Raw genomic sequence first — 18,773 nt, forward strand, 5'->3', positions numbered from 1 at the left:
GAAACCACCGGCTGCTGTGTCACAGACTCCCGCGACGCGTCCATGCGAGGCGGGTGCACCGAGGCCGCCCGGCCACCTGGTTCCACGACTCCGGGCAGTCCCGGCCTATCGAGGGAAGGAATCCATTGAGCGACACCACCGACGTGACGTCGGATGTTTCCAACGTCGCTGGCGATGCCACCACCGCCGCCCCCACGCGCCGCCGGCGGAGCGGCACCGGTCTGTCGGCGATGCTGCTGCCGGAGCTCCAGAGCCTGGCCGCGTCGCTCGGCATCTCTGGTACCGCTCGCATGCGCAAGGGCGAGCTGATCAGTGCCATCACCGAGCGGCAGCAGGGCGGCGCCGCGGCCGGAACCCCTCGACCGCGAGCCGAGGTAGCGGCCGCTGCTGCTCCCGCCCGTGAGGAGGTGCACGCGGAGGTCCGTGAGGAGCGGGCCGAGGCGCGCCCCGCCGAGCAGGCGCCGGCCGCGGAGGCGACCGAGGGCCGTACCCGTGGTCGCCGCACCCGGGCCGCCGCCGCGACCACCGAGGCGCGACCGGCCGAGGCGCCGGCGGCCGAGGCGCGGCCGGCCGAGTCGGCGCGCGTCGAGGCGGCGCCCGCCGAGACCGGCGAGCGGGCCGAGCGTGGCGGTGACCGGGCCGAGCGCGGCGAGCGCACCGAGGGCCGGGGCCGTGAGCGGACCGAGCGGGCCGACCGTGGCGAGCGCGGCGGCGAGCGGGCCGACCGTGGCGGCGAGCGGGCCGAGCGCGGTGAGCGCAACGACCGTGGTGACCGTGCCGAGCGTGGCGAGCGGGCCGAGCGTGGCGACCGCAACGAGCGGGGCGAGCGCGCCGAGCGCAACGACCGCAACGAGCGCGGTGACCGGAGCGGCGACCGCAACGACCGAGGTGACCGCAACGACCGGGGTGACCGCAACGACCGTGGTCAGCGCGCCGAGCGGGACAACGACGGCGACGACGACGGCGAGGGCGGCGGCCGGCGGGGCCGGCGCAGCCGGTTCCGGGACCGCCGTCGCGGCCGTGGCGAGCGGGGCGAGGGCGACAGCGGTGGCGGCCGCGAGCCGCAGGTCGGCGAGGACGACGTGCTCGTCCCGGTCGCCGGCATCATCGACGTGCTCGACAACTACGCCTTCGTCCGGACCACCGGCTACCTGGCCGGTCCGAACGACGTGTACGTCTCGATGTCCCAGATCAAGAAGTACGGCCTGCGCCGCGGTGACGCGATCACCGGCGCCGTGCGGGCCGCGCGGGACGGCGAGCAGCGGCGCGACAAGTACAACCCGCTGGTCCGGCTGGACACCATCAACGGGATGGAGCCGGACGAGGCGAAGCGCCGGCCGGAGTTCTACAAGCTCACGCCGCTCTACCCGCAGGAGCGCCTGCGGCTGGAGACCGAGCCGCACATCCTCACCACCCGGGTGATCGACCTGGTCATGCCGATCGGCAAGGGCCAGCGGGCGCTCATCGTGTCGCCGCCGAAGGCCGGCAAGACGATGGTGCTGCAGGCGATCGCGAACGCGATCACCCGCAACAACCCGGAGTGCCACCTGATGGTGGTGCTGGTCGACGAGCGGCCCGAAGAGGTCACCGACATGCAGCGATCGGTGAAGGGCGAGGTCATCGCGGCCACGTTCGACCGTCCGCCGCAGGACCACACCACTGTCGCGGAGCTGGCGATCGAGCGGGCGAAGCGCCTGGTCGAGCTGGGCCACGACGTGGTCGTGCTGCTCGACTCGGTGACCCGGCTCGGGCGGTCGTACAACCTGGCGGCGCCGGCCAGCGGCCGGATCATGTCGGGTGGTATCGACTCCACCGCGCTCTACCCGCCCAAGCGCTTCCTCGGCGCGGCGCGCAACATCGAGAACGGCGGCTCGCTGACCATTCTCGCCACCGCGCTGGTGGAGACCGGTTCCATGGCGGACACGGTCATCTTCGAGGAGTTCAAGGGCACGGGTAACGCCGAGCTGAAGCTGGACCGGAAGATCGCCGACAAGCGGGTCTTCCCGGCGATCGACATCAACCCCTCCGGCACCCGCAAGGAGGAGGTCCTGCTCGCGCCGGAGGAGCTGGCGATCATCCACAAGCTCCGCAAGGTGCTGCATTCGCTGGACTCGCAGGCGGCGCTCGACCTCCTGCTGGACCGGCTCAAGCAGTCCCGCACCAACATCGAGTTCCTGATGCAGATCGCGAAGTCCACGCCGGGCGAGTGACCTGACGGATCCGACGAGCGAGGGGCACGGCCGAACGCGGCCGTGCCCCTCGTCGCGTCCGTGGCACCGTCCATCGTGAAGTTTTTCTACGGTTCAGCCGCTAGGTATTGAAACTTCTGTTCATCGTCGGGTTGACTGTCGTCCATGCGAACCCGCAGTCGACCCGCCCGCCTCGCCGGCGTCCTGCTGCTGACGCCGTTGCTGACACTCACCGCGCCGGCGCCGTCCGCCGCCACTGCCGCGCCACCGGCCGTCGCGCCGCCGGGCGCCACCGCCGCCGAGGACGCGCCACGCGCCTCGTCCCGTCCCGACTCGGCCGTCGCGCTGGCCGGTGTGGAACCGGCCGGCGGCCTGGAGACCGCCAAGACCACCCGGCCGGTCGCGCCCGGCCTCGACCTGACCTCCTTCGACAGGTACGACGCGGCCGGCTGGCTGCGCGCCGACGCCCTCACCGCCGACCTGGCCGGCGGGCTCACTGTCGACTACGTGAACTCCGGTGAGGTCACCAAGGACGAGCCGCTGCGCGCCGCGGTGGACCGCTCCCGTGCCGTCGCGGCGGTGAACGGCGACTTCTTCGACATCAACAACTCCGGTGCCGCCCAGGGCGTCGGCATCCGCTCCGGCGAACTGGTGCAGTCGCCCGTCGCCGGGCACCCCAACGCGGTCGGCATCAGCGCCCAGGGCATCGGGCGGGTCGTCGAGGTCGGCTTCGAGGGCACCGCGACGCTGCCCGCCGGGCCGGTGCCGCTCACCCAGTTCAACAACCTGGTGCAGCGCGACGGCGTGGGCGTGTTCACGCCGCTCTGGGGGTCGTACACCCGCACGCGGGCGGTGGAGGGCGCGGCCCGGACGGTCGAGGTGACGGTGACCGGCGGCCGGGTGGCGAGCGTCGCCACCACGGCGGGCGAGGGGCCGATCCCGGCCGGCAGCACCGTGCTGCTCGGTCGCGAGACCGGCGCCGACGCGCTCGCCGCGCTGCGTCCCGGCGACGCGGTGGACCTGACCTGGCGGCCGCGGGCCTCCGACGGCGGTGACTTGCGCGCCGCCGTGGGCGGCGGCAACGTGCTGGTCCGCGACGGCGTGGTGCAGAGCATCGCCGACGCGTCGCTGGCCCCGCGTACCGCCGTCGGCTTCTCCGCCGACGGCCGCAAGATGATCATGCTGACGGTGGACGGGCGGCAGGTGGACAGCCGGGGCGTCACCCAGACCGAGATGGGCCGCATGATGGCCGAGCTGGGCGCCGCGAACGCGCTCAACCTCGACGGCGGCGGCTCCTCCACGCTGCTCGCCCGGGAGCCGGGCGCGGCCACGGTCCAGGTGGAGAACAGCCCGTCCGACGGCAGCGAGCGGCCGGTGCCGAACGGGCTGGCCGTCTACGCCCCGAAGGGCAGCGGCCGGCTCACCGGCTACTGGCTCGAGACCGCCAGCGACCCGACCGCCGCACCCGGTGTCGCACCCGTGCGCGGCGGCCGGCCGGACCGGGTCTTCCCGGGCCTCACCCGCCGGCTCACCGCCGCCGGATACGACGAGACGTACGGCCCGGCCGCGGGCGATCCGCGCTGGCACGCCACCCACGGCCGGGTGGACGGCGACGGCGTGTTCCGGGCCGCCGTCCCCGGTCGCAGCACCGTCACCGCCGCGCGCGGCCGGGCCCGGGGCACGATCGAGCTGACGGTGCTCGGCCCGCTGCAGCGCATCGACGGCACCGTCGACCGGGTCGGCCTGGACCGGGCCGGTGACAGCGGCCTGTTCGGCGTCATCGGCTACGACGCCGAGGGCAACACCGCGCCGATCGAGCCGGCCGACCTGACGTTGGAGTACGACAGCGACCTGCTCTCGGTCACCCCCACCGCCGACGGCAACCTGGCCGTCACGGCGCTCGCCGCGACCGGCTCGGCGCTGATCACCGCGCGGGTCGGCAACCGGAGCACGGTCCTGCCGGTGACCGTCGGGCTCACCGACGTGCCGGTGGCCGGGTTCGACGACGCCGCGTCCTGGAAGTTCAGCCAGGCCCGCGCCGCCGGGGCGGTCGCACCGGCCGAGGGGCACACCGGCGGCGGGCTGCGGATGTCGTACGACTTCAGCCAGTCCACCGGCACCCGGGCCGCGTACGCCGACCCGCCCGCCTGGATCGACGTACCGGGCCAGCCGCAGGCGTTCGGCATGTGGATCAAGGCGAACGGCACCGGCGAGTGGCCCAGCCTGCACCTGCACGACGCGCAGGACACCCAGTTCGTGCTGCGCGGCCCGTACCTGGACTGGACCGGCTGGAAGTACGTCGAGTTCGCCGTACCGCCGGGGGTGCAGTACCCGGTGCGGGTGCGCCGGTTCTACGTGGCCGAGACCGACCCGGCGAAGCAGTACCGCAGCGAGGTGGTGATCGACGACCTGGTGGCCCGGGTACCGCCGGACGTGCAGGCGCCGCCGGAGCCGAACCGCACCGACCGGGTGGTGCTGCGCGACGGCACGGTGGACGGCGCGCCGTGGCGCTTCGCGGTGCTCTCCGACGCCCAGTTCGTCGCCGCCGACCCGGACAGCGACCTGGTCGCCCAGGCCCGCCGTACGCTGCGCGAGGTCCGCGCCGCCCGGCCGGACTTCCTGATCATCAACGGCGACTTCGTGGACACCGCCTACCCGGCGGACTTCGCGCTGGCCAAGCGCCTCCTGGACGAGGAACTGGGCGGCGAGGTGCCGTACCACTACGTGCCGGGTAACCACGAGATCATGGGCGCCCCGATCGACAACTTCCGGAGCGTCTTCGGGGACACCTCGCGCGTCTTCGACCACCGGGGCACCCGGTTCCTCACGCTCAGCACCGCCACCGGGTCGTTGCGCGGCGGCGGGTTCGACCAGGTGGAGCTGCTGCGCCGGACGCTCGACCAGGCGGCCGCCGACCGCTCGGTCGGCTCGGTGGCGGTGTTCTTCCACCACCCGCCGCGCGACCCGAGCCCGGCCAAGGCCAGCCAGCTCGGCGATCGCAAGGAGGCGGCACTGGTCGAGCAGTGGCTGGCCGACTTCCAGCACCGCACCGGCAAGGGCGCCCTGATGGTGAACGGCCACGTCGGCACGTTCCACGCCGACCGGGTGGACGGCGTGCCGTACGTGATCAACGGCAACTCGGGCAAGGGCCCGTCCACCCCGGCGGCGCTCGGCGGGTTCACCGGCTGGACCGAGTTCGGGGTGGACCCGGTGACGCCGGGGGAGGCCGAGCGGGCCCGCCGCGACCCGCTGGCCGAAGGGCCGACGTGGGTGAGCGCGGAGATGCACGCGCACACCGACCGGCTCGCGCTGGCCGCGCCCGCGCAGGTGCGCCGGGGAGCGCCGGTGGACGTCACGGCCACCCTCACGCAGCCCGGCGGCCGGCAGGTGCCGGTGGCCGTGCCGGTCAGCGCCGACTGGGCCGGTTCGCCAAACCTGCACGTCGGGGGCGCCACGGGGGTACGTCCGTGGCACGCCGCCTGGTTCGACCCGGCCACGGGCAAGCTCACCGCGTTGCGCCCCGGCGCGCAGATCCTGCTCACGGTGACCGTGAACGGCGTCAAGGCCGAGGCGACGGTGACCACGGCCGCGGCGGTCCTCGCTCCGGCGGCCTGATCCGGGACCGGGGCTCCTCATCCTGGGGGAGGAGCCCCGGCCCACCTCAGCTGGCTCGTTCGCGTCAGCAGGCCCGTCCGCCTCAGCCCGGCTCCCCGCCCGAGTGGAGCGCCATGGGTGTCAAAACGGCCCGATGGCACCCACTGCGTTCCACTCGCCCACGAATCTGCGCGCGCCCTACGCCCAGTCTGATTGACCATGAAGTTAGCCCGGGACAAAGCGGGCAGAAAGTGCCGCCAACCTCATGATCGCCGGAGCCGGAGCCGGAGCCAGAGCCGGAGCCGGAGCCGGAGCCGGAGCCGGAGCCGGAGCCGGAGCCGGAGCCGCGGCCCGGGCCCGGGCCCGGAGGCCGGCCGAGCCGAGCGTGAGCCGAGCCAGCTCTAGCCCCAGCGCCAGGGCCAGCCCAGCGTCGCCAGGGCCAGCCCCAGGGCCTAGGTGGGGGCTGGGGCCGGGAGCGAGGGCCGAAGGCGGGGGTGGGCGGGAGGAGTGGGTGGGGTGGCTGTGGGAATGCGGAGGAGCGGGCCGGCGTTGGGGGTGGCGGACCTCCTGTGCCGGGTGGAAGACACCCGTGGCAGACTGGTCAATCGGCCACCGGTTCCGGTTCACGCCCGAGCCCGTCGTGACGACGGGGCGCACCGACGGCGACCCGGCGACCACCGACGAAAGGACCGAGGCGACATGAAGCCCAACATCCACCCGGAGTACGTGACCACCGAGGTCCGCTGCTCCTGCGGCAACACCTTCACGACCCGCAGCACCGCCAAGGGCGGCGCCATCAGCGTCGAGACCTGCAGCGCCTGCCACCCGTTCTACACCGGTAAGCAGCGCGTGCTGGACACCGCCGGCCGGGTCGCGAAGTTCCAGCAGAAGTACGCCAAGGTTCAGGCCAAGAAGGCCAAGTAGCTCCGTCGACGACGCCCGTGTCCGGCTCCTGCCGGGCACGGGCGTTCGTCCGTTTGTGCCGGTTCCATCCCCAAGGAGCATCCGCAGCATGAGCAGTGAGCGCCTGGCCGCCCTCCTCGACGAGTACGCCGAGCTGGAGCGGCGGCTGGCCGACCCGGCCATCCACGCCGACCAGGGCACCGCCCGGCGGGTCGGCCGTCGGTACGCCGAGCTGGTCCCGCTGCACAAGGCCGCCGGTGAGCTGGAGCAGGCCCGCGCCGACCTGGCAGCGGCCCGTGAGCTGGCTGCCGAGGACCCGACGTTCGGCGCCGAGGCGGACGCCATCGCGGCCTCGCTGCCGGCGCTGGAGGAGCGGCTCGCGGAACTGCTCATCCCGCGCGATCCGCACGACGCCAAGGACGTGATCGTCGAGATCAAGGCCGGCGAGGGCGGCGAGGAGTCCGCACTGTTCGCCGGTGACCTGCTGCGGATGTACACCAGGTACGCCGAGCGGCACGGCTGGGCCACCGAGGTGATCGACGCGCAGGACTCCGACCTGGGCGGCGTCAAGGACGTCTCGCTGGCGATCAAGAGCAAGGGCGTACCGGAGGGCGGCAACGGCGTCTGGTCCCGGCTCAAGTGGGAGGGCGGCGTGCACCGGGTGCAGCGCGTCCCGGTCACCGAGTCGCAGGGCCGCATCCACACCAGCGCCGCCGGTGTGCTGGTGCTGCCCGAGGCGGAGGACGTCGACGTCACCATCGACCCGAACGAGCTGCGTATCGACGTGTTCCGCTCGTCCGGCCCCGGTGGGCAGTCGGTGAACACCACCGACTCGGCGGTCCGGATCACCCACGTACCGACCGGCATCGTGGTCTCCTGCCAGAACGAGAAGTCGCAGCTGCAGAACCGGGAGCAGGCCATGCGCATCCTGCGCGCCCGGCTGCTCGCCGCCGCCCAGGAGCAGGCGGACGCGGCGGCCTCGGACGCCCGCAAGGCGCAGGTCCGCACCGTGGACCGGTCCGAGCGGATCCGCACCTACAACTTCCCGCAGAACCGAATCACCGACCACCGCATCGGCTACACGGCGTACAACCTGGACCTGGCCCTGGCCGGCGAGCTGGACGGGGTGCTCGACGCGCTGACCGAGGCGGACCGCGCGGCCCGGCTGGCCGGCGAGACGGAGCTGTCCCGCCGCTGACCGCCGGGGTGTTAAGCGGGGGCCCTTCCTCTACCGGAGGCGTTAACAGGGGGCCCTTCCTTACCGCTCAGCTCGCCCGCAACCGCGCCTTGGCCCGCAGCATCTCCCGGTCGGCCAGCTCGAACGCGGTGCCGAGCGCCTCCCGGACGCTCACCGTGGTGCTGCCGTCGACCTCGGCGAAGCCGATCGTCACCCCGACCGGCGTGCCGGGGACCAGGGACTCCCAGTCCTCGGTGCGGACGGCCGCCTCGATCCGGCGGGCCACCTCGACCGCCTCCGGCATGCCGGTGTCGGGCAGCACCACGACGAACTCGTCGCCGCCGTAGCGGGCCACGAAGTCACCTCGTCGCATCACCCGGTTGATCACGCCGGCCACCCGTTGCAGCACCAGGTCGCCGGAGTGGTGGCCGTGGCGGGTGTTCACCGCCTTGAACCCGTCGAGGTCGCAGACGCCGATCACGACCCGTTCGCCCCGGGACACCACTGCGCCCAGGTAGCGCTCCAGCCGGCGCCGGTTCGGCAGGCCGGTGAGCGGGTCGGTGAGTGCCTCGCCCTCGTACCGGGCGGCCTCGCGGCGCATCTCCTCGTGGTCGATCCGGGCGGCGATGCCGTCGATGTAGACGTCCCGCAGCCGGTCGCTGCGCCGTGCCGCCAGCCGGAACGCGTGCCGGTCGGCCCGGTGCGCGCCCGCGTGGTCACCGGCCCGGGCCAGCGCGACGCTGCGCAGCCGGGGCGGCTCGGCGGCGCCGAGCGTCTCGTCGGAGACGCGCAGCGAGTCCAGCCGGGTGACCGCCTCGATCGGGCGCCCGGCGGCCACCGCCAGGCAGACCTGGCCGAGCTGGCGCAGGTCGCGGGCACGGGCGCTGTCACCGCCGTGGCCGAGCAGCCGGTTCGGGTCGGCGTCTCCGGCGGACTCCACCCGGTCGCCGAGCGCGGCCCGGCGGGCGGCGGCGTAGCCGTACGCGGCCAGGCTGCTCGGGCGCAGGTTGCCGGCGCGCCCGCCGCGCAGGAACCGGGCCAGGTCACCGGCGACGTCGCGCAGCACCCGCAGGCAGCCGTCGCTGTCGCCGTTGTGGTCGAGCGCCACCGCGTTGCGCAGCCGGATGCCGGGCGCGGCGAACGTCTCCTCGGGGATGCCGACGCTGAGCCCGACCTCGCGGGCGCGCTCGATCGCGCCCAGCGCGTGACCGTGGAAGCTCAGGTACGAGTACGCCATCGCCAGGTCGTGCCAGCCCCAGGCGGTGTCCCGGTCGGGGTCGTCGTCGGCGCCGAGCGCGCGGGCGGCCCGGACCAGGTGCATCACGCAGCGGTCCAGCGCGCCCTGGTGGTGGGCGGCGAGCGCGGCCAGCGCGTTGAGGTGCCCGTGCAGGTAGGGCTCGGCCAGGTCGCGGACGGCGGCGGAGGCGTCCTCGACGGCCCTGGTGAACTCGGCGGTCCGGCCGAGGTTGATCAGCGCGGACAGGCGTTGCACGAGCGCGTCGGCGCGGGCGTACGGGTCGTCGGTGGTGCGGATGACGCGGTCGAGCAGGGCGCACGCCTCCGCGGACCGGCTGGCCTCCTGGAGGGACCGAGCGCGGCGGAGAGCGTCAACCTGGTCCTCGACCTGGTCGAGCCAGCCCACTCGCGACCTCCCTGCGGTGTGCGCCCGGACGCACCCGCTCGTGAGGTGAGCCGCGACGCCTCATGATTATTGCGTGACCGCACTCCCGCAACACCCGTCCGAAGGGACAGAACGCGAACGCCCCTCGCTGGTGATCAACCGGGTGGCGCGCGCGCTCGCGGCGGCGGGCGTCGAGGCGCCCCGCGCCGAGGCCGAGCAGCTCGCCGCGTACGTCCTCCAGGTGCCGCGGGGCCGCCTGGCGCTCGCCGACGGCTTCACCCCGGCGCAGCGTGACCGCCTGGACGCGCTCGTCGGCCGGCGGGTGACCCGGGAGCCGTTGCAGCACCTGATCGGCTCGGCCGGATTCCGGCACCTGGAGCTGGCCGTCGGGCCGGGCGTGTTCGTGCCCCGGCCGGAGACGGAGCTGCTGGCCGGCTGGGGGATCGAGCGGGCGAGGGAGCACGCCGCGCCGCTCGTGGTCGACCTGTGCAGCGGGTCGGGCGCGATCGCCCTGGCGGTGGCGCAGGAGGTGCCCGCGGCCCGGGTGGTCGCGGTGGAGCGGTCCCCGGCGGCGCTGGCGTGGCTGCGGCGCAACGCGGCCGGCCGGGCCGACGCCGGGGACCGGCCGGTCGAGGTGGTGGCCGCCGACGTGACCGATCCGGAGCTGCTGGCCGACCTGGCCGGGCGGGTCGACGTGCTGCTGTGCAACCCGCCGTACGTGCCGAGGTCGGTGACGGTGCCGCCGGAGGTGGCCGGGCACGACCCGGATGAGGCGGTGTTCGGCGGCGCGGACGGACTCGACGTGATCCGGCCGGTGATCGGCCGGGCCGCCGTGCTGCTGCGCCCGGGTGGTGCGATCGGCATCGAGCACGACGACACCCATGCGGCGGCGGTGCCCGGGCTGCTGCGCGGCGACGGCCGCTACGACCGGGTCGAGGAGCACCGGGACCTCGCCGGGCGGCCCCGCTGGGCGAGCGCGTCCCGGCGGGCGGACGGCACCCACGCCGACCCGGCCCCGGCGTGGCAGACTGACTCCTCGTGATGCTCTACGACTGTCGGTCGCCCGCCGACCGGGACCGCGGCATCGCCGCTGCCATCGAGGCGGTCAAGAACGGGGAACTCGTCGTCCTGCCGACCGACACGGTCTACGGCATCGGGGCGGACGCCTTCACCCCGTACGCGGTGAAGGCCCTGGCGGACACCAAGGGTGGCGCCCGGCAGGCGCCGCCGGTGCTCATCGGTTCCCGGCACACGCTCGACGGCCTGGTCTTCTCGCTGCCCGGCGCGGCTCGCGACCTGGTCGAGGCGTTCTGGCCCGGTGCGCTGACCATCGTGGTGGAGCACTCGCCGAGCCTGGCGTGGGACCTGGGCGACAGCAGCGGCACGGTGGCGGTGCGGATGCCGCTGCACCCGGTCGCGCTGGAGGTGCTGCGGGAGACCGGCCCGATGGCCGTCGCCTCGGCCAACAAGGTCGGTCAGCCCGCCGCGCTCACCGCCGAGGAGGCGCGCGACCAGCTCGGCTACGGCGTCCGGGCCTACCTGGAGGCCGGGCCGGCGGTGGACCCGGTGCCGAGCACCATCGTCGACCTGACCGGCGAGGTGCCGCGGGTGCTGCGCGAGGGCGCGGTGACGCTGGCGAAGCTGCGCGAGGTCGTGCCGGACATCCTCGACGAGCGGGGGGTCTGAGTGCCGCCCTTCACCGTTCTGCACGTCTGCATGGGCAACATCTGCCGGTCGCCGATGGCCGAGCGGCTGCTGCTGCTCGCGGTCCGGGAGCGGCTGGCCCGCCTCGACGTCGACCCGGCCGGGTCGGACGCGCTCGTGCACAGCCACAGCGCCGGCACCGGCGGCTGGCACGCGGGGGAGGAGATGAACCCGCCCGCCGCCCGGCAGGTGATCTCGCGCGGCGGTGACACCGAGGGGTTCGCCGCCCGCCGGCTGCGCTCCGACCTGATCGACGCCGCCGACCTGGTGCTCACCGCGACCGCCGACCAGCAGGAGTACGTGGTGGCGCTGCGGCCGGACGCCGCCGCGCGCACGTTCGTGCTGGGTGAGTTCGGCCGCCTGCTCGGCGGGCTGGACCGGTCCGCCCTGCCGCCGGCGGAGCCGACGCCGGACGCCGTGTACGCGCGCGGCGTCGCCCTGGTGGCGGCCGCCGACGCGGCCCGGCAGAACGCCTCCGCGCTGCCCACGGACGATCTGGACGACCCGTGGGGGCGGGGCGACCAGTGCTTCAGCCGGGTCGCCGACGAGATCGAGGAGACGGTGCAGCCGCTGGCTGCCGTCCTGCTCCCCTGATCGCGGTTCATCCTTCCTCGCGAACTTCCTGCGCATTTCGCGGAAGATGGCGGCGAAAGCGGCCAATCCGGTCATTCTGAACGGGTCCGTACGGCCGGCTCCTGCGGGGAGAGCTGATGAACCGGGCCTATCTCGACAAGCTGTTCACCGTTGTGCTCGCCGGCGTGCTCGCCGGACTGGCCCTGGCCGCCGCCGCGCTGCCGGCCGCGCTGGTCTTCGGGCTGGGCGTGAAGAACCTGATGCCGTACACCGCGCTGCCGGAGGCGCTCAAGACGCCGCAGCCGGCGCAGCGCTCCAACCTGTACGCCAACGACGGGCGGACGCTGATCACCTCGTTCTACGTCGAGGACCGGGTGGACGTGCCGGTCGCCGAGGTGGCGCCGGTGATGCGCGACGCCATCGTGGCCGCCGAGGACGTGCGCTTCTACGAGCACCACGGCGTCGACGTGCGCGGCGTGGCGCGGGCGTTCACCGCCAACCGCCGGGAGGGCACCCGCCAGGGCGCCTCCACGCTGACCATGCAGTACGTGCGCAACGCGCTCGCCGGTGACCCCCGGCTGACCGAGGAGCAGCGCGCCGCCGCCACCGAGATCACCGTCGGGCGCAAGATCCGTGAGATGCGGTACGCGCTGACGCTGGAACGGCAGGTCGGCAAGGACGAGATCCTCGGGCGCTACCTGAACATCGCGTACTTCGGCGCCGGGGCGTACGGCATCGCCGCCGCCAGCAAGCGCTACTTCTCCACCACACCGGACCGGCTCACGCTGGCCCAGGCCGCGTTGCTCGCCGGGCTGGTCCGGTCCCCGGCCGACGACCCGATCAACGGCGACGCCGACGCGGCGGTGCAACGCCGGGCGTACGTGCTGGACCGGATGGTGGAGACCGGCCGGGTGAACGCGGCCGACGCCGAGGCGGCGAAGGCGACGGAGCTGGCCCTCAAGCCCAACACCACGCCGAACGACTGCGCGGCGGTGCCCGCCGACCACAACGACTGGGGTTTCTTCTGCGACTGGTTCACCCAGTGGTGGAACGCCCAGCCGGCGTTCGGCGAGAACGTGGACGAGCGGCAGCGGACGCTGCGCCGGGGCGGCTGGAAGATCGTGTCCTCGCTCGACCCGGACGTGCAGGCCAAGGCGAGCGAGCAGGTGCGGGACATCTACCCGGAGACGATCGCGCGGGCCGCGCCGACGGCGGTGGTGCAGCCGGGCACCGGCCGGGTGCTGGCGATGGCGGTGAACCGCACCTACGGCACGGCCGCCAACCCGGCCGGGCAGCAGAACTTCCCGAACACCGTCAACCAGCTGGTGGCCGGCGGTGGCGGCATCACCGGCTACCAGGCGGGCTCGACGTTCAAGCTGTTCGCGCTGCTGGCCGCGCTGGAGTCCGGGCTGCCACTGGACACCGAGTTCGACGCGCCGCGCGTCTACGTGACGCAGTACCCGGTCGGCGCCGGCCCGGCGAGCTGCGGCGGCCGGTGGTGCCCGGAGAACGCCAACACCTACTGGATGGACGGCGACCGGGACATGTGGGACGCGTTCGGCCGGTCGGTGAACACGTACTTCGCATGGCTGACCGAGCGCGTCGGCGCGGACCGGGTGGTCGAGATGGCGCAGCGGCTGGGCATCGTGTTCCGGGCCCCGGCGGACGCCCGGATGGCGCGGGAGGGCGCCAAGAGCTGGGGACCGTTCACGCTCGGGGTCTCCGCCACCACGCCGCTGGACCTGGCCGGCGCGTACGCCGCGGTGGCCGCCGAGGGCACCTGGTGCCGGCCCACGCCGGTCACCTCGATCACCGACCCGGCCGGCCGGACGGTGGCCGCCGGCAACACCGACTGCCGCCAGGTGCTCGACACCGAGGTCGCCCGCGCGGCGGCGGACGCCAGCCGCTGCCCGGTCGGCGACCAGTCGATGTACCGGCGCTGCGACGGCGGCACCGCCGAGGAGCTGGCCCCGGGTCTGCGCCGGCCGGTGGCGGGCAAGACCGGCAGCTCGGAGCGGAACGCCACCGAGACGGTGGTCGCGTTCACCCCGCAGCTGTCGGTGGCGACGATCGCGGCGAACCCGGACGACCCCCGGGACGCGGTCGGCGGCGGCGTGCAGAAACGGCAGATCGCCGCCGTGGGCCGCATCCTGGCGTGGTCGCTGCGCGACGAGCCGGTACGCGACTTCGTGCCCCCGGGCCAGGCGGTGGCCTTCCAGCACACCAGCCCGCGCACCGGCAACTGAGCGTCAGCTCGTCGACCTGCCGTACCGCGCGACCATGGTTCGGACGGCTTCGTCGACGACCGCTGTCGTGCGGTCCGGGGTGACCGTCCAGTCCGGAAGGACCAGGCGCGGCCAGAGCAGGTAGTTGGAGATCATCCCGAGGAAATGCGTGGCGGCCAGCTCCGGGTCGGCGATGTCCGCGCCTCCCGCCTCGTGCTCGGCCACGAGGTAGGTCCGGACGGACTCGAAGTACGGCAGTTTGCCCTGCGCGAAATGCGCTCTGGCCAGTTCGGGAAAGCGGGGCAGTTCGGCGATCACGATGCGGAACAGGTCGGTCATCTCCGGCCGGCTCAACAGCGTCGCGTAGTGCCGCCCGAGAACCGTCAAGCCGGCCGTCAGGTCACCGGCGGGCGGCACGTCGGCGACGTCGTGGCGGGCCCACGAGTTGATGACGATGGCGTCGAACAGTGCCGCCTTCGTCGGGAACTGCTTGAACAGCGTCGCCTTCGACACGCCGGCGTCGGCGGCGACACGCGCCAGTGACGCCCGGTCGTAGCCCAACTCCAGGAAGAGCTCGGTGGCGGCCTGCACGATCAGCGCGCGCTTCTCCTCCGCCACGCGCTGGTGATAGGCCGACGGCGCTGGGGTCATGCGGCAATCATAGCGAGGTGAGTGGGTTGACTCACCACTCGCGGCGGCGTAACTTCGGAATGGTGAGTCAATCGACTCACCACCCGTCCCACCCTTCCGGAGGATCCGATGTCCCGCTTCGCCCAGCAGACCGTTCTCGTCACCGGCGGCACCGGTGGGCAGGGGGCCAGCCACGTCCGCGCCCTGCACGCCGAAGGCGCCAACGTCGTCATCGGTGCCATCGACGCCGAACGTGGCGCCGACCTCGCCGCCGAACTGGGACCCCGGGCACGATTCGTCCGCCTGGACGTCTCCCGGGAGGAGTCGTGGGCCGCCGCCGTCGCGGAGACCGAGACGGCATTCGGTGCGCTCACGACCCTGGTCAACAACGCCGGGGTGCAGAACCCGCCGGCCCTGATCGAGTCCACCGACCGGGCCACGTGGGCTCGCATCCTCGACGTCAACCTCACCGGCACGTTCCTCGGCATCAAGGCGGCCGCCCCGGCGCTGCGGCGCGCGGGGGGAGGAACGATCGTCAACATCGGCTCCACCATGGGCTTGGGTGGTACCGCCTTCTACGCGCCCTACGTCGCCGGCAAGTGGGCCGTTCGAGGGCTCACCCGGACCGCCGCCCTCGAACTGGGCCGCGACAACATCCGCGTCAACGCGATCCACCCCGGCGTGGTCGAGACTCCGTTCATCACCGAGCCGGCGGCCGGCAGCGACGCCCCGATCGCCGACTTCTACTCGCCCGAGCCGTTCGCCGTCCCGCGACTCGGGCAGCCCGCCGACATCACCGCGCTGCTGATGTTCCTCGTGTCGCCGGAGGCGGCCTTCATCACCGGCGCCGAGTACGTCATCGACGGCGGGCTGCTCCTCGGCCCCGCACTGCCCAGCGGCTCTCCGGCCTAACCGGCCGGGTGTTCGGCGCCCCGGGCGATGTTGCGGGCCATGCCGCCGAAGACGACAGCGTGGAACGGGGCCACCGAGGCCCAGTAGAGGTGGCCGGGCAGGCCGCGCGGGAGGAACACGGCACGCTGGACGTATCTGCTGCGCCCGTCGCCGTCCGGCTCGGCGCGCATCTCCAGCCAGGCCCGCCCGGGCAGCCGCATCTCCGCGCGCAGCCGCAGCAGCTCACCCGGGATGATCTCCTCGACCCGCCAGAAGTCCAGCGCCTCACCGACCTGCAGCCGGTGCGGGTCGCGCCGGCCCCGCCGTAGCCCGACGCCGCCGATCAGGCGATCCATCCAGCCGCGCACCGACCAGGCGAGCGGGAACGAGTACCAGCCGTTCTCGCCGCCGACGCCCTCGATGACCCGCCACAGCGCCGCCGGTGGCGCGTCCACCGCCCGCTCCCGCAGATCCGTGTACGCGGTGCCGCCGGACCAGCGCGGGTCCGACGGCAGCGGCTCGGCGGGCGCGTCCGGCCCGCTCGCGTTCGACCAGCGCGTCTCCACCTGCGCGTCGCGCACCTTCGACAGCGCCAGCGCGACCGCCTGGTCGAAGCCGGTCAGCCCGTCCGGCGGGTCCGGCACGTGCGCGGCGATGTCGTGCTCGTGCGCCACCGCCTCGTGCACCAGGCTCTCCACCAGCGGCCGGGCGATCGCGTTCGGCACCGGCGTGATCAGGCCGACCCAGTGCGAGGAGAGCGACGGGGTGAGCGGGCGGACCGGCAGGATGACCCGGGGCCGCAGCCCGGCCACCCGGGCGTAGCGCTGCATCATCTCGGTGAAGGTCAGCACGTCCGGGCCGCCGATGTCGAAGGCCCGGTTCACGTCCGCCGGCAGGTGCGCGCAGCCGACCAGGTAGCGCAGCACGTCCCGGACCGCGATCGGCTGGATCCGGTTGCGCACCCAGCGCGGGGTGACCATCGCCGGGAGCCGCTCGGTCAGGTAGCGCAGCATCTCGAACGAGGCCGAGCCGGACCCGATGATCACGGCGGCGCGCAGCACCGCTGTGGGCACGCCGCTGTCCAGCAGGATCCGCGCGACCTCCGCCCGGGAGCGCAGGTGCGTCGAGGGCAGGCCGTCGCGCTCCGCCGGCTCCGGCCCGCCGAGATACACGATCCGGCGTACGCCCGCGGCGCGCGCCGCCTCGGCGAAGTTCGTCGCCGCCTCCCGGTCGGCCGCCTCGAACCCGCGCTGGCCCAGCGAGTGGACCAGGTAGTACGCCACCTCGATGCCCTCGAACACGGCCGGCAGCGTCTCCGGCCGGCGCAGGTCGCCCTCGACGACCTCCGCGTCGGCCGCCCACGGCACGTCCCGCAGCCGCCGGGCGGTACGGGCCAGGCAGCGTACGGTGTGCCCCTCGGCCAGCAGACGGGGCGCGAGGCGTCCGCCGATGTAGCCGGTCGCACCGGTGACGAGGCATCTCACGGCCTCCAGTGTGCGGCTCCGTAGACTCCTTCGCTGTGGAGAACGCGAGGGATACCTTCTGGGGGCCGGACTTCCAGCAGCTCAGTGCCGTCGACCCGGAGATCGCCGAGGTGGTGCTGGGTGAGCTGGACCGGCTGCGCGGCGGCCTGCAGTTGATCGCCAGCGAGAACCTGACCTCGCCCGCGGTGCTGGCCGCGCTGGGTTCCACGCTCACCAACAAGTACGCCGAGGGCTACCCGGGCCGGCGCTACTACGGCGGCTGCGCCGAGGTGGACCGGGCCGAGGAGCTGGCCGTCTCCCGGGCGAAGGACCTGTTCGGCGCCGAGCACGCGAACGTCCAGCCGCACTCCGGGGCGAGCGCCAACCTGGCCGCGTACGCCGCCCTGGTGCAGCCGGGTGACACGGTGCTGGCCATGGACCTGCCGCACGGCGGGCACCTGACCCACGGCAGCCGGGTGAACTTCTCCGGCAAGTGGTTCCACCCGGTCGGCTATACCGTCCGGCGGGACACCGGGACGATCGACTACGACGAGGTACGCGACCTGGCCCGCGCGAACCGGCCGAAGATGATCATCTGCGGTGCGACCGCGTACCCGCGCTTGATCGACTTCGCCCGCTTCCGGGAGATCGCCGACGAGGTCGACGCGTACCTGATGGTGGACGCCGCCCACTTCATCGGCCTGGTGGCCGGCGGCGCGATCCCGTCCCCGGTGCCGTACGCCGACGTGGTCACCGCGACCACCCACAAGGTGCTGCGCGGCCCGCGCGGCGGCATGATCCTCTGCCGGGAGCCGCTGGCGGCCCGGATCGACAAGGCGGTCTTCCCGTTCACCCAGGGCGGCCCGCTGATGCACGCCGTCGCGGCCAAGGCGGTCGCGCTGCGCGAGGCCGCGCAGCCGGAGTTCCGCACGTACGCCGCCCAGGTGGTCGCCAACGCCCGAGCGCTCGCCGACGGGCTGGCCGCGGAGGGGCTGCCGCCGGTCTCCGGCGGCACCGACACCCACCTGGCCCTGCTCGACCTGCGGGAGACCGGCGTGACCGGCGCCGAGGCCGAGGCCCGCTGCGACGCCGCCGGCATCACGCTGAACAAGAACGCGATCCCGTACGACCCGCAGCCGCCGATGGTGGCCTCCGGCATCCGCGTGGGTACGCCGAGCGTGACCACCCAGGGCATGCGCGAGGGGGAGATGCGCCGGATCGCGGGGCTGATCGGGCGCGCGGTCCGCACCGATCCGGCCGCTCCCGGTGGCGCCGACGCGCTTGCCGAGGTGGCCCGCGAGGTCACCGAGCTGGTCGCCGCCTTCCCGGCGTACCCCCGATGACGGCGCCACGGGCGGGTGAGCCCGGCGCGATCCGGTCCCGGCTGAACCACCTGCGCCTACCGTTGCTGGCGTGCGCGGCCCTCGCGGTGGCAGGGGTGCCGGCGGCGGCGCTGCTGCGCGGCCCGACCGGGGCGGCCGGCTTCGCGGCCGGGGTGGCGCTGGTGATCGTCAGCTACCTGATCTCCAGCCTCTCGGTGGCCTGGGCGGACGCCATCCACCCACGGATGATCATGTCGGTCGGGCTGGTCACCTACGCCACCAAGATCGTGATCCTGGGCGTGGTGATGGCCGCCGTGGCGGCCACCGGCTGGCCCGGTCTGCCGGACATGGGCGTGGCGATCATCGCGGCCGTGGTGGCGTGGACCGGCGCCCACCTGACCTGGGCGATGAGATCACCGCTGCCCACATTCGAGCGTCGCGACGACATCGAGTGACTTTGCGGAATCGTGTCCGGTACGGC

At 73.9% G+C, this 18,773-nt stretch carries 14 protein-coding genes; 11 read left to right on the forward strand and 3 right to left on the reverse strand.

Features of this window, described 5'->3' with window-relative positions:
* The first annotated feature begins 125 nt into the window (after nucleotides 1–125).
* The 4 genes from rho (at nucleotide 126) to prfA (ending at nucleotide 7,884) form a co-directional block, all read left to right on the forward strand.
* Nucleotides 126–2,210, forward strand: coding sequence for a transcription termination factor Rho (rho, locus tag O7604_RS14630; RefSeq protein ID WP_281579877.1), 2,085 nt, complete (start codon nucleotides 126–128; stop codon nucleotides 2,208–2,210).
* 144 nt (nucleotides 2,211–2,354) lie between these two features.
* A complete protein-coding gene (locus O7604_RS14635; RefSeq protein WP_281579878.1) occupies nucleotides 2,355–5,804 on the forward strand; it encodes a phosphodiester glycosidase family protein in 3,450 nt (1,149 codons plus the stop codon).
* Between the two features lie 678 nt (nucleotides 5,805–6,482).
* The gene (gene rpmE, locus O7604_RS14640) at nucleotides 6,483–6,707 is read left to right on the forward strand and encodes a 50S ribosomal protein L31 (RefSeq protein WP_013288272.1); all 225 of its coding nucleotides are present in this window, start codon (nucleotides 6,483–6,485) and stop codon (nucleotides 6,705–6,707) included.
* A gap of 88 nt (nucleotides 6,708–6,795) precedes the next feature.
* Nucleotides 6,796–7,884, forward strand: a complete 1,089-nt coding sequence (gene prfA / locus O7604_RS14645) for a peptide chain release factor 1 (RefSeq protein WP_194800575.1) — start codon at nucleotides 6,796–6,798, stop codon at nucleotides 7,882–7,884.
* A gap of 67 nt (nucleotides 7,885–7,951) precedes the next feature.
* On the opposite strand, the gene O7604_RS14650 is transcribed toward prfA, so the two are convergent.
* Nucleotides 7,952–9,505 (reverse strand): GGDEF domain-containing protein, encoded by a 1,554-nt coding sequence (locus O7604_RS14650; protein WP_269704349.1) that lies wholly within the window; start codon nucleotides 9,503–9,505, stop codon nucleotides 7,952–7,954.
* A 73-nt stretch (nucleotides 9,506–9,578) separates the two neighbouring features.
* Here O7604_RS14650 and prmC point away from each other — a divergent pair, with 73 nt between their 5' ends.
* The 4 genes from prmC (at nucleotide 9,579) to O7604_RS14670 (ending at nucleotide 14,007) form a co-directional block, all read left to right on the forward strand.
* The gene (gene prmC, locus O7604_RS14655) at nucleotides 9,579–10,526 is read left to right on the forward strand and encodes a peptide chain release factor N(5)-glutamine methyltransferase (RefSeq protein ID WP_281579879.1); all 948 of its coding nucleotides are present in this window, start codon (nucleotides 9,579–9,581) and stop codon (nucleotides 10,524–10,526) included.
* A complete protein-coding gene (locus tag O7604_RS14660; RefSeq protein ID WP_116511660.1) occupies nucleotides 10,526–11,170 on the forward strand; it encodes an L-threonylcarbamoyladenylate synthase in 645 nt (214 codons plus the stop codon). Before prmC ends, O7604_RS14660 begins: the two co-directional genes overlap by 1 nt.
* A complete protein-coding gene (locus tag O7604_RS14665) occupies nucleotides 11,171–11,782 on the forward strand; it encodes a phosphotyrosine protein phosphatase (protein WP_269704351.1) in 612 nt (203 codons plus the stop codon).
* A gap of 116 nt (nucleotides 11,783–11,898) precedes the next feature.
* Nucleotides 11,899–14,007, forward strand: a complete 2,109-nt coding sequence (locus O7604_RS14670; RefSeq protein WP_281579880.1) for a transglycosylase domain-containing protein — start codon at nucleotides 11,899–11,901, stop codon at nucleotides 14,005–14,007.
* Between the two features lie 3 nt (nucleotides 14,008–14,010).
* On the opposite strand, the gene O7604_RS14675 is transcribed toward O7604_RS14670, so the two are convergent.
* Nucleotides 14,011–14,637: a TetR/AcrR family transcriptional regulator gene (locus O7604_RS14675; protein ID WP_269704353.1), complete on the reverse strand. Its 627-nt coding sequence runs from the start codon at nucleotides 14,635–14,637 to the stop codon at nucleotides 14,011–14,013.
* A 108-nt stretch (nucleotides 14,638–14,745) separates the two neighbouring features.
* Here O7604_RS14675 and O7604_RS14680 point away from each other — a divergent pair, with 108 nt between their 5' ends.
* Nucleotides 14,746–15,528 carry an SDR family oxidoreductase gene (locus O7604_RS14680; RefSeq protein ID WP_269704355.1) on the forward strand — a complete coding sequence of 261 codons (783 nt, stop codon included), beginning with the start codon at nucleotides 14,746–14,748 and terminating at the stop codon, nucleotides 15,526–15,528.
* Here the strand turns inward: O7604_RS14680 and O7604_RS14685 are convergent.
* On the reverse strand, nucleotides 15,525–16,991 hold the full coding sequence (locus O7604_RS14685; protein ID WP_281579881.1) for an SDR family oxidoreductase: 1,467 nt from the start codon (nucleotides 16,989–16,991) through the stop codon (nucleotides 15,525–15,527). The genes O7604_RS14680 and O7604_RS14685 overlap by 4 nt on opposite strands.
* Nucleotides 16,992–17,026: 35 nt before the next feature.
* Between O7604_RS14685 and glyA the strand changes: the two genes are divergently transcribed.
* Both glyA and O7604_RS14695 read left to right on the forward strand, forming a co-directional pair.
* The gene (gene glyA / locus O7604_RS14690) at nucleotides 17,027–18,313 is read left to right on the forward strand and encodes a serine hydroxymethyltransferase (protein WP_281579882.1); all 1,287 of its coding nucleotides are present in this window, start codon (nucleotides 17,027–17,029) and stop codon (nucleotides 18,311–18,313) included.
* Entirely contained in the window at nucleotides 18,310–18,747 is a 438-nt protein-coding gene (locus O7604_RS14695; RefSeq protein WP_281579883.1) for a hypothetical protein, read from the forward strand. Before glyA ends, O7604_RS14695 begins: the two co-directional genes overlap by 4 nt.
* The last annotated feature ends 26 nt before the right edge of the window (nucleotides 18,748–18,773 follow it).

This window comes from Micromonospora sp. WMMA1947 (assembly GCF_027497355.1).
Lineage (GTDB): Bacteria > Actinomycetota > Actinomycetes > Mycobacteriales > Micromonosporaceae > Micromonospora.

Coding starts and splice junctions, on each gene's coding strand:
- rpmE (WP_013288272.1), top strand. CDS start 6,483: ATGAAGCCCAACATCCACCCGGAGTACGTGACCACCGAGGTCCGCTGC.
- O7604_RS14680 (WP_269704355.1), top strand. CDS start 14,746: ATGTCCCGCTTCGCCCAGCAGACCGTTCTCGTCACCGGCGGCACCGGT.
- O7604_RS14695 (WP_281579883.1), top strand. CDS start 18,310: ATGACGGCGCCACGGGCGGGTGAGCCCGGCGCGATCCGGTCCCGGCTG.
- O7604_RS14660 (WP_116511660.1), top strand. CDS start 10,526: ATGCTCTACGACTGTCGGTCGCCCGCCGACCGGGACCGCGGCATCGCC.
- O7604_RS14635 (WP_281579878.1), top strand. CDS start 2,355: ATGCGAACCCGCAGTCGACCCGCCCGCCTCGCCGGCGTCCTGCTGCTG.
- O7604_RS14670 (WP_281579880.1), top strand. CDS start 11,899: ATGAACCGGGCCTATCTCGACAAGCTGTTCACCGTTGTGCTCGCCGGC.
- prfA (WP_194800575.1), top strand. CDS start 6,796: ATGAGCAGTGAGCGCCTGGCCGCCCTCCTCGACGAGTACGCCGAGCTG.
- O7604_RS14675 (WP_269704353.1), bottom strand. CDS start 14,637: ATGACCCCAGCGCCGTCGGCCTATCACCAGCGCGTGGCGGAGGAGAAG.